11 protein-coding genes are annotated in these 14,284 nt (G+C 69.3%); 2 read left to right on the top strand and 9 right to left on the bottom strand.

Annotated features, from left to right (window positions below; translation table 11 throughout):
* Positions 1-2 precede the first annotated feature (2 nt).
* Positions 3-674, bottom strand: coding sequence for a succinate dehydrogenase (locus ACGFZQ_RS33200; protein WP_351744349.1), 672 nt, complete (start codon positions 672-674; stop codon positions 3-5).
* 119 nt (positions 675-793) lie between these two features.
* Between ACGFZQ_RS33200 and ACGFZQ_RS33195 the strand changes: the two genes are divergently transcribed.
* Complete coding sequence (locus ACGFZQ_RS33195) at positions 794-1,678, top strand: LysR family transcriptional regulator (protein ID WP_393843424.1); 885 nt, start codon at positions 794-796, stop codon at positions 1,676-1,678.
* A 113-nt stretch (positions 1,679-1,791) separates the two neighbouring features.
* Here ACGFZQ_RS33195 and ACGFZQ_RS33190 read toward each other — a convergent pair whose 3' ends face one another.
* The 6 genes from ACGFZQ_RS33190 to ACGFZQ_RS33165 form a co-directional block, all read right to left on the bottom strand.
* A complete protein-coding gene (locus ACGFZQ_RS33190; protein WP_393843423.1) occupies positions 1,792-2,709 on the bottom strand; it encodes a carbohydrate ABC transporter permease in 918 nt (305 codons plus the stop codon).
* Positions 2,706-3,638, bottom strand: a complete 933-nt coding sequence (locus ACGFZQ_RS33185) for a carbohydrate ABC transporter permease (RefSeq protein ID WP_393843422.1) — start codon at positions 3,636-3,638, stop codon at positions 2,706-2,708. The genes ACGFZQ_RS33190 and ACGFZQ_RS33185 overlap by 4 nt, the downstream gene beginning before the upstream one ends.
* Positions 3,635-5,008: an ABC transporter substrate-binding protein gene (locus tag ACGFZQ_RS33180; protein ID WP_393843421.1), complete on the bottom strand. Its 1,374-nt coding sequence runs from the start codon at positions 5,006-5,008 to the stop codon at positions 3,635-3,637. Before ACGFZQ_RS33180 ends, ACGFZQ_RS33185 begins: the two co-directional genes overlap by 4 nt.
* A 25-nt stretch (positions 5,009-5,033) precedes the next feature.
* Complete coding sequence (locus ACGFZQ_RS33175; protein ID WP_351744143.1) at positions 5,034-6,131, bottom strand: enolase C-terminal domain-like protein; 1,098 nt, start codon at positions 6,129-6,131, stop codon at positions 5,034-5,036.
* A gap of 48 nt (positions 6,132-6,179) precedes the next feature.
* On the bottom strand, positions 6,180-9,389 hold the full coding sequence (locus ACGFZQ_RS33170; RefSeq protein WP_393843457.1) for a discoidin domain-containing protein: 3,210 nt from the start codon (positions 9,387-9,389) through the stop codon (positions 6,180-6,182).
* Between the two features lie 283 nt (positions 9,390-9,672).
* A complete protein-coding gene (locus ACGFZQ_RS33165) occupies positions 9,673-10,515 on the bottom strand; it encodes a FadR/GntR family transcriptional regulator (protein ID WP_393843420.1) in 843 nt (280 codons plus the stop codon).
* 232 nt (positions 10,516-10,747) lie between these two features.
* Here ACGFZQ_RS33165 and ACGFZQ_RS33160 point away from each other — a divergent pair, with 232 nt between their 5' ends.
* Positions 10,748-11,071 carry an L-rhamnose mutarotase gene (locus tag ACGFZQ_RS33160; RefSeq protein WP_351703832.1) on the top strand — a complete coding sequence of 108 codons (324 nt, stop codon included), beginning with the start codon at positions 10,748-10,750 and terminating at the stop codon, positions 11,069-11,071.
* Between the two features lie 25 nt (positions 11,072-11,096).
* Here ACGFZQ_RS33160 and ACGFZQ_RS33155 read toward each other — a convergent pair whose 3' ends face one another.
* Positions 11,097-13,241: a putative bifunctional diguanylate cyclase/phosphodiesterase gene (locus ACGFZQ_RS33155; protein WP_393843419.1), complete on the bottom strand. Its 2,145-nt coding sequence runs from the start codon at positions 13,239-13,241 to the stop codon at positions 11,097-11,099.
* The gene (locus ACGFZQ_RS33150; protein WP_393843418.1) at positions 13,238-14,050 is read right to left on the bottom strand and encodes an SAM-dependent methyltransferase; all 813 of its coding nucleotides are present in this window, start codon (positions 14,048-14,050) and stop codon (positions 13,238-13,240) included. Before ACGFZQ_RS33150 ends, ACGFZQ_RS33155 begins: the two co-directional genes overlap by 4 nt.
* Between the last annotated feature and the right edge of the window lie 234 nt (positions 14,051-14,284).

Raw genomic sequence — 14,284 nt, 5'->3', positions numbered from 1 at the left:
GTTCAGCTCACCACTCCGGTCATGACACCCACGGGTACGGCGATGAAGCCGGCCGTGAGCAGCAGCGCGAGGACGTTGGCCGTGGCCTTGAGGACGCGGTCGCGGGTGCGGCTGCCGACGCCGAGGGTCTGGGCGGCGCTCCAGAAGCCGTGCCGGACGTGCAGGCCGAGCGCGAGCATCGCGACGATGTAGATGACGTTGCCGTACCAGGTGGAGAAGGTGTCCACGACGTTCTGGTACGGGTGGCCCTCCTGGAAGCCGCCGGAGTGCACGGTGCCGGTGGTCAGGTCGAGGATGTGCCAGACGATGAACAGGGCCAGGATGATCCCGCCCCAGCGCATGGTGCGGGTCGCGTAGCTGGCCCGGGGCCTGCTGTGGACGTACTTCGTCGGGCGCGCCCTGATGTCACGGCGGCTGAGCTGGTACGCGGACGTGGCGTGCGCGACCACGGCGACGACCAGGACGATCCGGATGAGCCAGAGCGTCCACTCGTAGTGCATGAAGGGTTCGCCGACGGTGCGCAGCCAGTGGGCGTAGTGGTTGAACTCGCCCGCCCCGAAGTAGATCTTCAGGTTGCCGATCATGTGCACGACCAGGTAGAGCAGCATGATCAGGCCGCTGACGGCCATCACGGTCTTCTTGCCGACGGAGCTGTCCCACATCGTGCGTGCCATGGACGGCCGTCGGTCCGTCCGCGTTGCCAGAGCCATGTTCAGGACGGTAAGGCCCGGACACCTGATCGGTCCAAGACATGGTCCGGCTGGATTCCATAGCCAGAAGCTATCGTGTCACCATGCAGTTCCAGCAGCTTCAGTACTTTGTCGCCGTCGCCGAGACCCGGCACTTCACCCGGGCCGCCGAGCTGGTCCATGTCGCCCAGCCCTCGCTGTCCCAGCAGATCAGGGCGCTGGAGCGGGAGCTGGGGGCGGATCTCTTCCTGCGGGCCCGGGGCAACATCACGCTCACCGACGCGGGCGAGGCACTGCTGCCGCTGGCCCGGCGGATCCTCGCGGACGCGGACACCGCCCGGCACGAGGTGCAGGAGCTGGTGCAGCTGCGGAGCGGGCGGGTGCGGCTGGGGGCGACGCCGAGCCTGTGCACCGGGTTGCTGCCGGACGTGCTGAGGTCCTTCCACGACCGGTATCCCGGGATCCAGCTGCTGATCGAGGAGAGCGGCTCCCATGACCTGGTACGGGAGCTGGCACGCGGGGCGCTGGATCTGGCGCTGATCGTGCTGCCGCTGCCGCCGGCGTCGCCCGCGCTGACCACCGTGGAGCTGCTGCGGGAGGACCTGGTGGTGGTCTCCTCGCCCGAGGCGACGGCGCCCGGCCGGGGGCGGGGCGGGGTGAAGATCGCCGATCTGGAGGGGGAGCGGCTGGTGATGTTCCGGCACGGGTACGACCTGCGGGAGCTGACCGTCGCGGCGTGTCGCTCCGCTGGGTTCGAGCCGGGTTTCGCTGTCGAGGGGGGTGAGATGGACGCGGTGCTGGGGTTTGTGCGGGCGGGGTTGGGGGTGGCCGTGGTTCCCCGGATGGTCGCCGCTCGGTCGGGGCGGGGGTTGCGGGTCACTCCGTTGGCCCGGCCGGGGTTGCATCGGACGATCGCTTTGGCGCACCGGAGTGACGTTGCGCCGCCTCGGGCGGCACGGGAGCTTCAGAGGATGCTGTTGGAGAGGTGACGGGGCGGGAGCGCCGTGGTGGGGTGCGGGTGTGTGGGGGCTGGTCGCGCCCACGCGGCGGAGCCGCAAATTGAAACAGCCCCGCGCCCCTGTAGGGGCGCTTCAGCAGCCGTTCATTCCTTGGTTGCCCCGGCCAGCATCCCCGACACCAGCGTGCGCTGGGAGAAGAGGAACAGGACCAGGACCGGCAGGATTGCGATGATGATCGCCAGCGCCAGTTCGGGGATCGTGATGTTCAGGCCCGCGCCTGCCACCGGGTTGAACGACGGGGTGGAGGTGAGGAGTTGGTTGAGGCCTACCTGGACCGGGAACTCGTTGCTGTTCGGGAGGACCAGGTAGGGGAGGAAGAAGTTGTTCCAGTTGCCTACGAAGCTGAAGAACGCGACCAGGCCGATCACCGGCTTGGCGAGCGGGAGCGCGATGCGTGAGAAGAGCTGCCACTCGGTGCAGCCGTCGATCCGTGCGGCCGACAGCAGGTCCCTGGGCAGGCTGCTGCCGAAGTAGATGTACACGAGGTACACGCCGAACGGGTAGAAGGAGAAGGGCAGGATCACCGACCAGACGGTGCCGATCAGGTGGAAGCGGTTGAGCTCCAGGAAGACCGGCAGCACCAGGGTGGCCTGCGGCATGATCATGGTGACCAGGGTGATCACGAGGAGCGTCTTGCGGCCCCTGAACTTCGTCAGGGCCAGCGCGTAGCCGGCCGGGACGCTGACGGCGAGGGTCAGGACGAGTGAACCGCCGGAGTAGATCGCCGAGTTCTTCAGCCAGGTGAGCATCGCGCCGTCCTGGAAGGAGAAGAGATGGTGCCAGGCCGCACCGATCTGCCCGAACGATCCGAAGGACAGAGGATTGTTCCGGACCATCTCCCCCGCCGTCTTGGACGGGGCGAGCAGCAGCCAGACCACCGGCAGGACGAAGAACACCAGAAGGAAGGCCAGCAGGACGGCCACGACCAGGAAGGAGAGGGCTCGGGCCGGCCGGCCGACGCGCCGGGTCGCCGCTGCCGGGGAGAGAGTTGATTGCGTCATGACTCATCCAACTTGAACAGGTTCGAGCGGGCGACCAGCAGGCCCGCGGCCAGGAGTCCCACGGCGAGCAGGACGACGGAGATGGCGGCGGCGCCGTTGAAGTCGCCCTGCTGGAAGGCGTACACGTAGGCGAGCTGGTTGGGCGACCAGGTGGGGCTGACCCGGCCGAGGCTGGCCGTCTGGAGCAGCTGGGGCTCGACGAACAACTGGGTGCCGGTGGCAAACGCCATGATGGTCATGTAGACGATCCACTGGCGGATCATCGGGATCTGGATGTGCCAGGCGGTCCGCCAGGGGCCCGCGCCGTCCATCCGGGCGGCTTCGAGGACCTCGTCGGGAATGTTGTTGAGCGCCCCGTACATCACCACCATCCAGCCGCCCGCGCCGGTCCAGAAGGCGATGAGCATGAGGATCCACGGCAGGTTGGCGGGGGCGAGGACGGCCGCGAAGGTCTGCATGCCCATGCTCTTCAGCAGCCAGGACACCGGGCTGACGTCGGGATCCAGCATGAACAGCCAGACCAGGACGCTGGCCACGCCGGCGAGGGCGCCGGGGATGTAGTAGAGGAAGCGGAAGAGGGCCGAGGTACCGGGCCGGACCCGGCTGCGCAGGATCACGGCGACCAGGACGACCAGGACCACGAGCGCGGCCAGCCACAGCAGCAGGTAGATCAGCATGTGGCTGAAAGCCGGCCCGAAGCGGTAGTCCTGCACCACCTTCACGAACTGGTTCAGGCCGGTGAACTGGCCCCGGTCGTTGGTGAACGCCAGGTAGAAGGAGTAGCCGGTGGGGACTACGCCGAAGGCGAGCAGCAGCAGCGCGTAGCCGGCGACGAAGTAGTAGCCCGCACGGCCGCGGGCCCCGCGCCGCGGCGGGGTGCCGCGGCGCGGGGAGGAGACGGCGACGCGCTCGGTCTCCAGCAGGGTCACTGGTTCTCCACCTTGTATCCGTGTGCCTTCGCCTCGTTGCCGATCTCCTGCTGCCAGGCCGGCAGCGTGTCGGTCAGGCTCTTCCCGGCGGTCAGCGCGGGCAGGACGACGCTGGACCAGGCGGTGGCGTCCGAGAACCTGGTGTTCGACCAGCCGGTCCACACCTCGTCGGCGGCCTGCTCGAACGCCTCGCTGACGTCGGCGGCGAAGTAGTCGCTGTTGGCGGGGTTCTTCAGCCAGGCCTGCGCGGCCTTGGTGTAGGCGGGGTAGGTGGGCGCGGACGCCTGGTTCTCGTCGGAGGTGGTCAGCCAGGTGACCAGGTCCGTGGAGGCCTTGAGGTTGGCGCTGTGCGAGGACACCATCCAGACCCCGCCGCCGACGTTTCCGGTGGCCGCCTTCGACTCCCCCGCCCAGGTGAGCGGGGGTGCCGCGGCGATCTGCTTGGCCGGGGCGTTGAAGGCCGCCTTGAAGAGGTACTGGCCGTACCAGGACGGGCCGTACGCCATCAGGACCTTGCTGCCGCTCTCCTTGGCGAAGCCCTGGCTGAAGAAGCCCTTGGTGGTGACGGCCTTGGCGTCGATCAGGCCGTCCAGGAGCTTCGCCGTGCGGGTGCAGTTCGGGTCCTGGAGGTCGGTGCGCAGGGTGTCCGGCTTCACCAGGTCGAACGCCGGGCACTGGCCGGACCAGAAGTACGACTCGTGGGAGTTGGTGTCACCGACCGAGCCGACGAGGTAGCCGGGGTGCTCCTTGGCCACCTTCTTGCCGAGGGCCTCGTACGCCTCCCACGTGGTGGGGACCGGGTAACCCCACTTGTCCATGAGGGACTTGTTGTACCAGAGGACGACCTGCGCGATGTCGTTGCGCAGGCAGTAGGTGTGGCCGTCGAACTGGCAGGGGGTCAGGGAGCCCTTGGCGAAGCCCTTCAGCGTGCTCTGCGGGACGAGCTTGTCGTCCAGCGGGGCGGCGAACGGCTGCACACCGGGCTTGGTGGGCTCGGAGGCCCAGGTGACGTCGGTGGGCGAGCCGAACACCACGTCCGGCCAGCCGCTGCCGGTCCGGTCGAAGAGCTGCACCTTGGACTGCAGGTAGGTCGAGCCGTCGGCGCCGCCGTCGTACGTGACGATGTCCATCTTCACGTCCGGGTGGGCCTTCTGGTACGCCTGCACCGACGGCAGGCGGGTCGAGTCCGCCCACACCGTGATCTGTGAGCCGTCCTTCTGGGTGGCCGGCTTGAACGTCGACTGGTCGGAGGAGGACTGCGCGGTGGTGTCGGCGCTGGCGCAGCCGGCCAGGAGCGCCGCGGTGGTCAGGGAGAGCGCGGCGGCGGCCGTACGCAGAACGCCTGCTCTCTTGGAGACGGAAGACCTCATCGTCTTGCCTTTCTGTTCTTACCGGTCAGCGCGGCTGTTCGACGAACGGCAGGAGTTCGCTGCCGTAGCCGAGGTCGAGGGGAAGGGCGATGCCGGGTCCCGTGGGGGCGTGGACCAGGCCCCGGTCGTCCACGTGGCGTTCGCGCACGACCGTCGTGGCGGTGACCAGGGACTCGTAGTAGGTGGTGTTGGAGATGGCCATGCACAGGTGGTGGTTGGGGATGTCCGAACCGTGCACCTCGGCGCGCAGCCGGTAGGCGTCGGCGAGATGGGCGGTGCGCATGGCGCCGGTGATGCCGCCGCGCAGGGTGGTGCCGGCCCGGACGCCGAAGGTGGCGGCGCCGGCCCGGATGAAGTCGGCGGAGTTCATGTGGGCCCCGTCGGAGGTCTCGGCGACCAGCAGCGGCACGTCGACGGCCGCGGCGAGCTGCTGGTAGGCGGAGACGCTGAACTCGCGCATCGGCTCCTCGTACCAGAGGTAGTCGGCCTCGGAGAGGGCCCGCCCGAGGCGGATCGCGTCGGGCAGGTCGAAGCCGGCCGAGCCGTCGTACATCAGGGGCACGTCCGGGCCGACGTGCGCGCGCAGGGCGAGGCAGAGGTCGGCGTCGCGGCGGGCGTCGCCCCAGGCGTGCAGTTTGATGCCCCGGTAGCCGAGGTCCAGGCACTGGTCGGCGACGTCGAGGAACTCCTCGGTGGTGGCGAACGTCGACGTCGAGGCGTAGGCGGGGATGGCTTCGCGGAAGCCGCCGAGCAGCCGCCAGACCGGCTGGCCGTGGTAGCGGCCGGCCAGGTCCCACAGGGCGATGTCGATCAGGCCCAGGGTGGGGAGCGGGAGTTCGTGGATACGGTCCAGCTCCCACACCCGGTGCCACAGCCACTCCCGCTGGAACGGATCGGCCCCGACCAGTTCCTCGCGGAAGACCCGGTCCACCAGCTCGGTGAGCGTGGTGAAGGCTCCCGGGCGGGCGAACAGGGCCACTCCCTCGGCCCCCTCATCCGTGCCGATGCGCAGGACCGCGCCGTCGCCGACCGGAGCGCTGCCGCTCAGACCCTCCCGCCAGCGGAAGGGCGGGCTGGCCGCCGGAACGTCGATCCGGTGTACTTCGACATGGGTGATCTTCATCCTGGCTTTCGTTTCTGTGGGTGCGGGGACGGCTCTTCGGCTGACCGCTCAGAAGCCGCCGTACGCCTGGAGCTCGTAGACGCTGCCGCCGTTCCAGCTGGAGCCGGTGACGGTCAGCCGCAGATAGCGGGCGGTGACGGGCTCGTCGGTGAAGGAGTAGTTGGTCTGGGCGACGGTGTCGGCCGCGGTGTGGTCCTCGAAGACCGACCAGTTCGCGCCGTCGGTGGAGTACTCCAGGCGGTACTGGTAGCCGCCCGCCTTCTCGAAGGTGGTGACCACGGCGGAGACGCTGGTGTCCTTGCCGAGGTCCACCTGGAGCCAGGACGGGTCGGGCAGGCCGAGGCCCTGCGCCCAGCGGGTCGTCAGGTCACCGTCGAACGCCTTCGCGGGAACGTGTCCTTCCGAGTCGGAGGACGCCGTCGCCGTCTTGTTGAGGGCCAGGTCGTCGTCCGGCGGGGTGGTGACCTCCGCCGCCACACTGGGGTCGGAGGCGTTGAGCTCGGCGTCGCGGGCGACGACGGTGAAGGAGTACTTCGTCCCGGGCTTCAGGCCCGAGACCCGGTAGGAGGTGTCACCGGTGACGCCGATCCGCGTGCCGTCCTGGTAGACGACGTAGCTGGTCACCCCGGTGTCGTCGGTGGCGGCCGGCCAGCTGACGTCCACCAGGCTGGGCAGCAGCGCCTTGGCGGTGGGCTGCCCCGGGCTGCTGGGAGCGGTGTGGTCGGAGCCGGGGGCGCGGGCGGTGCCGTAGACCTGGAAGTCGTAGATGCTGCCGCCGTTGCCGCTGGAGCCGGTCACGGTGAGCCGTACGAAGCGGCCGGTGACCGGGGTGCCGGTATCGGCGTAGTCGGTCTGCGCGGTGGTGTTGTCGGCGGTGTGGTCCGCGAGGGTCCCCCAGTGGACCTCGTCGGGCGACACCTGGATGCGGTACTTGTAGCCGCTGCTCTTCTCGAAGGTGGTGATCGCGCCGGTCACGTCGTACGACGCGCCGAGGTCGACCTGGATCCAGGACGGGTCGGGCAGCCCGAGGCCCTGCGCCCAACGGGTCGACAGGTCGCCGTCGACCGCCTTGGCCGGGACGTTGCCCTCGGAGTCGGAGGACGCGGTGACCGGCTTGTTCAGCGCCAGGTCCGAGCCGTCGGGCGTGGTGACCTTCAGCGACCGGCTGGGCGCGGACTCGTTGCCGGCCGTGTCACGGGCGGTGACGGTGAAGGTGTACGTCTGTCCCGCCGTCAGGCCGGAGAGGCGGACCGAGGCCTTGCCGGAGGCGCTGACCAGCTTGCCGTCCCGGAAGACCGAGTAGCCGGTGACCCCGGTGTCGTCCGTGGCGGCGGTCCAGCTCAGGTCGGCGACGGTCGGGAAGTCGGTGACCGAGGTCAGGTCGCCGGGTGCGGTGGGCGCCTGGTGGTCGGTGACCGCGGGGTCCGGGTCGAGGTGCTGGTACGGCTTCTCCAGGCCGGCGTTGTTCACGATCGAGGCGGGGAGCTGGTCGCAGGAGCCGACCGTGGTGTTGCCGCTGACGTCGTTGTTCTGGCTCAGGTACTGGACGCTGAAGGCGGGCTGGGTGGTGTAGTTGCCCGTCGCCGCGTTGTCCTGGGCGTGGTTCATCAGCAGCCACTGGAAGGCCACGTCGCAGAACGCGTTGCCGGTGTTCTCCCAGTGCCGGCTGCCCTCGTCGTGGTAGACGGCGCCGTAGGCGGGGGCCGGGACGTCGTGGATGTAGTTGCCGGTGACCTTGCCGCCGGGGTCGCTGCTGAGCGTGTAGATCGCTCCGCCGTCGGCCTGCGACTTCATGATGTCGCTGATCTCGTTGTCGCTGACGACGTTGTCACGGCTGATCGTCGGGGTGTCCGAGACCGGGATGCCGGCGTTGTTCGGATAGGCCGAGTTGCCGCCCTGGTCGGTCAGGCCCCAGCCCCAGCCGACGGAGATGCCGCTGTAGGGCAGGTCGTGGACCTTGTTGTGGGTGATCACCGTGGAGTCGGTGTAGCCGGCCAGGATGCCCAGCGAGCCGTTGTACTGGTCGGCGACCTTGGTGACGACGTTGTCGTTCACCAGGGTGTCCTTGGTGATGTCACGGGGGTCGTCGGGGTGGGCGTCGCCCCAGGTGACTCCGCCGATCTGGATGCCGGTCGCGGCGATCTGGCGGAAGACGTTGCCGGTGATGGTGGTGTGCTGGGTGCCGGTGTTCAGGTTGAGGCCGACGGCACCGAGGTGGGTGAAGGTGTTGCCGGTGAACTCGATGCCCTGCCCGTGGCTGACGTTGACGGCTCCGGGGGTCTTCTTCCAGTTCAGGCGCGTGGAGTCGAAGGTCGGGTTGTCGTCGCCGACCATCCGGAAGCCGGCCTGGCCCTCGATGAGCCCGTCGGACGAACTCGGTTCGAGCCAGGCGGAGTAGGAGAAGGTGATGCCCTGGAAGGACACGTTCGAGACGGGGTGGTCACGGGTGCCGTTCAGGTCGACCAGGTCCTGGACCACGGGCACGGTGACGTCCGCGGTCTTCATGTTCTCGCCCTGCTCGGGCATGTAGTAGATCTCGCCGGCGCTCTTGTCCAGGTACCACTCCCCCGGGCTGTCCAGCAGCTCGCGGGCGTTCTCCAGCCAGGTCGGGTTCTGGATCTCCTGTCCCTGCTGGAGGTTGGCGTTGTGCCAGCACGGCTGCCGCATCGTCATCGTGTTGCCGGAGATCGACTCGACCGGGCAGCGCATCAGCTTCCAGCCCCAGGAGCTGACGACTTCGAGGTCCGAGGGGTTCTTGTAGCCGCTGATGCCACTGTCGGTGAAGGTGTAGCCGGTGGACGTCTTGCTGAAGCCCGCGGGGTTCTTCCCGCTGCGGGCCCGCGTCCTCAACTCGCCGTTCACGTACAGCTGGCGGGTGTCGAGGCCGGTCAGCTTCGCCTTGTAGACCTTGCCGTCGGCGTCGGCCTTGGTCCAGCCGGTGACCTGCTTGCCGCCGCTGACCACCGGATGTGCGCCGGGCGCGGCTTCGTAGACGATCCGCTGCCCGTCCCGGCCGGAGTCCTGGGCGGTGAGGGCGAAGGTACGGCTGAGCCGGTACGTGCCGGCCAGCAGCCGGACATGAACATCGCCGTCGACCTTGCTCTTGGCGTCGCGCACGTAGTCCCGTGCGTGTTCCAGGGTCTTGAAGGGGTGGTCGGCGCTGCCCCGGCCGGTGTCCTTGCCGGTCGGGGAGACGTAGACGGTGAGCCCGGACGCTTTCGGGGCCGCCTGGGCGGGGGCGACGGCCAGGGGGGCCATCGCCAGGGCAACGGGCAGGGCGGCTATGAGGGTTCTCGGCAGGGGCACGGCTCTGCCCCTGCGCACAGACAGAAGAGACACGGAGATCCAATCGCCTGGTGGGATGGAACATCGGAACCGGGTCGTCCGCCCGGTTACCGGGATGCCGGTCGGCGTCGTACGGGTGCGGGCCGCGGGTGGTTGCCCGCGCCCCTTCAGGGGCGTCAGGTGCACGCCCCGAAAGGGGCGCGGGGAACTGCGCGACCAGCCCCCACCGGCCCGCGCCTGTATGGCGCCGACCGGCCTACGACACCGATGTCTGCGGCGGAAGGCCGGAGTCCCCGGGACCGCTGTCCGACGACGGCCGCGCGGATGCCCCGGGGGCGGCACGGTCGTCGAGGTTGAACAGCCGGTCGCGGATCTTCCGCTCGAACTGGCTCTGCGTGGTGGCGATGTGCTCCACCATCAGCTCGCTCGCGAGATCGGCCTCCCCCGCGGCGACCGCCTCTGCGATGGCGAGATGCTGTCGTGCCGCGACCTCCAGCGAGCCGGGGGCGTCGCCGTGGAAGAGCAGCACGTCGGACTGGGACGCGAGGCGCCGTACGCCGGCGACGCTCGACCTCAGGAACACGTTGTGCGAGGCCGCGCCCACCGCGTCGTGGAAGGCCTCGTCGGCCCGGGCGAAGGCGTGCCCGTCGTTCTGCTGGGCCGCGGTCAGGGAGCTCTGCGCGCCCTCCCGGATGGTGCGGACCTCGACGGGGTTGGCGAGGCCGGCGGCCCGGCGGGCCGTCTCCGACTCGATCACCGTGCGGTAGTCGAGGAGCATGAGGACGTCTTCCATGCTCGTCGGCCGGAAGTGCGAGAGATGGTCGTCCACCAGCCCGCCGGACGCCTCCGCGACGAAGATGCCCGCGCCCCGCCGCACGCTCAGCCGGCCGATGGCGGCGAGGACCTTGACCGCCTCACGGGTGACGTTGCGGGTCGCGCCCAGGATCTCGGCCAGACCCGCCTCCGTGGGAAGCCGGTCACCCGGTCGCAGGTTCTGTTCGGCGATGTACTCCAGGAGTTGTTCGGCGACCAGTTCGTACCCCGGCCGGTAGGGACCGTCGGAGACCGGTGACGGATCGGCCACGGTGTACCCCCTCATCGATGCTCGGATTAATCAGGTTCATCGGCGGTGGTCACTATGACATCCGCGTTACACGGAGGGAAGATGTCGAACGGAACTGGTTTCAAGTGCCTGATGAGACAGGGGAATACCGCCCGTACGCGACATCTCCCCGAACCATTGCGCGGGAAGGATCTGATCCTTAGGGTCCTGCCCGTCGGATGAAACTGATTCTTCGCCGTTCGTCTCTCAGGAAGGAGAGGTGAGTCAGATGCAGCGCTTCGCCGCCGTCATCCGGTTGCGCCCGGAGAAGGAGTCGGAGTACCGCGCACTGCACGCCGCCGCGTGGCCGGGCGTGCTGGCGGCCCTCAAGCGTGCCGGGATCGGCAACTACTCGATCTTCCTGCGGGACGGGCTGCTGTTCAGCTACCTCGAATACTCGGGGACCGACTACGCCGCCGACACCGCGCAGATCGCCGCCGACCCGGTGACCCGCGAGTGGTGGGCCCTGACCGACCCCTGTCAGCAACCGCTGGACACGGTGGCCGAGGGCGAGTGGTGGGCCCCCGCCGAGGAGGTGTTCCACCTCGACTGAGGGCCCACGAAGGGACGCCGGGCCGTCAGCCCGTCGCGTCCACCAGCGCCAGGTCGTGCAGGCGCTCCGGTGGGCCCGGACGGGCGTAGTACCAGCCCTGGGCCGTGTCGCAGCCCAGTATACGGAGCTGTTCCGCCTGGGCACCCGTCTCCACGCCCTCCACCGTGACCGCGAGGTCCAGGCTGTGGGCCAGGGAGACGATGCCCTCCACGATCTTCAGGTCGACCGGGTCCGCCGGGAACTGCTGCATGCTCTGGGTGAAGGAGCGGTCCAGTTTGAGGATGCTCACCGGGAGGCGGCGGAGGTTGGCGAGGTTGGAGTAGCCGGTGCCGAAGTCGTCCAGGGCGATGTCGACGCCCATCTCGGCGAGGCGGCGCAGGGGCTTGAGGAGGTCGTCGTCGGCGCCGATCAGGGCCGACTCGGTGACCTCCAGGCAGAGCGCGTCGGGGGCCACTCCGGTCCGCTCCAGGATGTCCACCGTGTCCTGGACCAGGCCGGGGTGGCTGAGCTGGCACGGGGACAGGTTGACGTTGATCCGCAGCGGGCCGGCGCTGGTCTGCTCGCCGTAGCGTTCTCCCCATTCGCGGGCCTGGCGGATCGACTCCTCCAGGACCCAGCGACCCAACGGCACGATCAGGCCGGTGTGTTCGGCGAGCGGGATGAACCGGTCGGGGCCGAGAACGCCGTGCTGCGGGTGCAGCCAGCGGACCAGCGCCTCGGCGCCGCGCACGCTGCCGTCGCCGAGGTGGACCAGCGGCTGGTACTCGATGAAGAACTCGTTCCGGTCCAGGGCCGCGGGGAGCGCGGTGGTCAGGCCGTGCCGTGTGATGGCGCGGGCGTCGGCCTCCGGGTCGGCCAGCTCGAAGCGGTTGCCGCCCGCCGACTTGGCCCGGTACATCGTGATGTCGGCGCTGCGCAGCACCTCTGCCGGGGTGCGCTCGCCCGCCGGGCCCTCGACGATGCCGATGGAGCCCCGCACCATGAGTTCGCGGCCGTCGATGCTGATCGGGGTCACCAGGGCGTTCATGATGCGGTCGGCCAGGTCGTCGACCTCACGCTGGGTGGCCGGTCCGGTGGTCAGCGCCACGAACTCGTCGCCGCCGAGCCGGGCCACCATCTCACCGGGCGCGGTCGCGCAGGACTGCAGCCGGTCGGCGACCTCCACCAGCAGCCGGTCACCCGCCGAGTGGCCCAGGCTGTCGTTGATGGTCTTGAAGCCGTCCAGGTCGAGGTAGCACAGCCCGAAGCGCTGGCCCTCACCGGCGGCCAGGACCTTCTCCAGGCGCTCGAAGAACAGCGTGCGGTTGGGCAGGCCGGTGAGCGCGTCATGGGTGGCCTCGTAGCGCAGCCGCAGGTTGAGCAGCCGACGCTCGGTGGTGTCCTCCATGAGGGCCAGCTGGTACTGCGGGTCGCCGTCCGGGTCCCGGAGCAGGGAGACGGTCAGGTTGGTCCACAGGACCGTCCCGTCGGAGCGGTTGAACGCCTTCTCGACGTGGTAGTGCTCGCGTTCGCCGCGCACCAGCTCCTCGTAGAGCCGCCAGGTCTGCGGCGCGTCCTCGGGATGCGCCCATTCCATGACCTTGCGGCCGCGCAGGGTCTGCTCGGAGCCGCCGAACATACGCAGCAGCGCACCGTTGACCTGAAGGACGTTGCCCTCCAGATCGGCGATGCAGATTCCTATCGCGGCGCCCTCGAAGACGGCGCGGAAGCGGGCCTCGCTGGCGTGCAACGCCTGCGCGACCACACCCTGGGCCCGCAACGCGGCCTGCGCGATGGCCTCCTGCTCGGCCAGCGTACGCTCACGCAGCGCCTGGGCGAACCCGGCGGCCATCGCGTGCTGGATCCGCGAGGAACGCATCCGCAGCTCGTCCTGGGGGCCGTCCGCACCGCAGTACAGGGCCAGATAGGCGTCGACGCAGTCGAGGGTGCGGCTGAGCGCCTCGGGGTCGGTGCAGTGCGCGTCGATCAGCGCGGCCCCCACCTGCCGGGCCTCCTCGGCGTCGAAGCCGTGCGCCAGCAGCACCTCGCTCAACCGGCGTGCCAGCGGGAGGAGTTGCTCCTCGAACTCCGGCCGGGTCAAGGACGTCGAGGTCACCGGGAACACCGCCCGGCTCCAGATCGTCGCGAACCGGCGCAGTCTGTCCTCCGGGCCGTCCGGCTCCGCGATCACGCCGCGATCCCCACGCCGGCGAATCCGGAGAAGGCATACGGATCCTCGTCCTCCGGCGCCGACTCCGGCCGCCAGTGCGGCATCGGCACCAGTCCGGGTTCCACCATGTCGTACCCCTCGAAGAACCTTGCGATCTCGTCGCGCGAGCGCATGATGAGCGGGTTTCGAATGTCCTTGTATACGTCCACCGCGCTCTCGGCCCGCTCGGGAGGCAGCGGGATTCCCTCGTACGAGGCATGCGTGAGGATCAGCAGGCTGCCGGGCGCGAGTGCTTCGCGCAGCTGTGCCACTGTCCCGTACGGGTCGTCCGCGTCTTCCACGAAGTGCAGTATGGCAACGAGGAGCAAGGCGACTGGCCGATTCAAGTCGATGAGGCGGCTCACCTGAGGGCTCGACAGGATCTCCTGGGGCTTGCGGAGGTCCGCGGCGACCACGTCCGCCTCCTCGTTGCCCGCGAGCACGGCCTGGCTGTGGGCCACGGCCACCGGGTCGTGGTCGACATACACCACATGTGCGCCGGGGTGCGCCGTCTGGGCCACCTCGTGGACGTTGCCGAAGGTGGGGATGCCGGAGCCGATGTCCAGGAACTGCTCGATGCCGGCCCCCACGGCGAAGCGGACGGCGCGCCGCATGAAGGCACGGTTGGCCTGCATGATCTTCGGCAGGCCCGGCAGGTACGTCATCGCCTTGCGGGCCGCTTCCCGGTCGACCTCGAAATTGTGCGAACCGCCCAGGTAGTAGTCGTAGATACGCGAAACGCTCGGCACCGAGATGTCGATGCTCCGTGGGGCCCAGGCGGGACGCTCCATGTATCTCTCCAAGGCTGAGACGATCCGGTGTTCGAGCAGAGGCTACTGATCGCCTGCGAACTGGGCGAGTGGAACCGGAAATTGACCGTCCGTTCCCGGTCACTACCTGGGAATTCCGTGTGCGCTTTGGGGGTGTTCGGGCAGTCCGCCGGACGCGGGTGCGACGCAGAGCACATGCGGGTGCGACACAAAGCACAGGAGCCCGCCCCCTCCGTGCGGTGTGGAGGGGGCGGG

It is taken from the genome of Streptomyces sp. NPDC048254, from assembly GCF_043201895.1.
Taxonomy (GTDB): domain Bacteria; phylum Actinomycetota; class Actinomycetes; order Streptomycetales; family Streptomycetaceae; genus Streptomyces.
The sequence above is the reverse complement of the archived record's forward strand: the minus strand, read 5'-3'. Positions and strand labels throughout refer to the sequence as shown.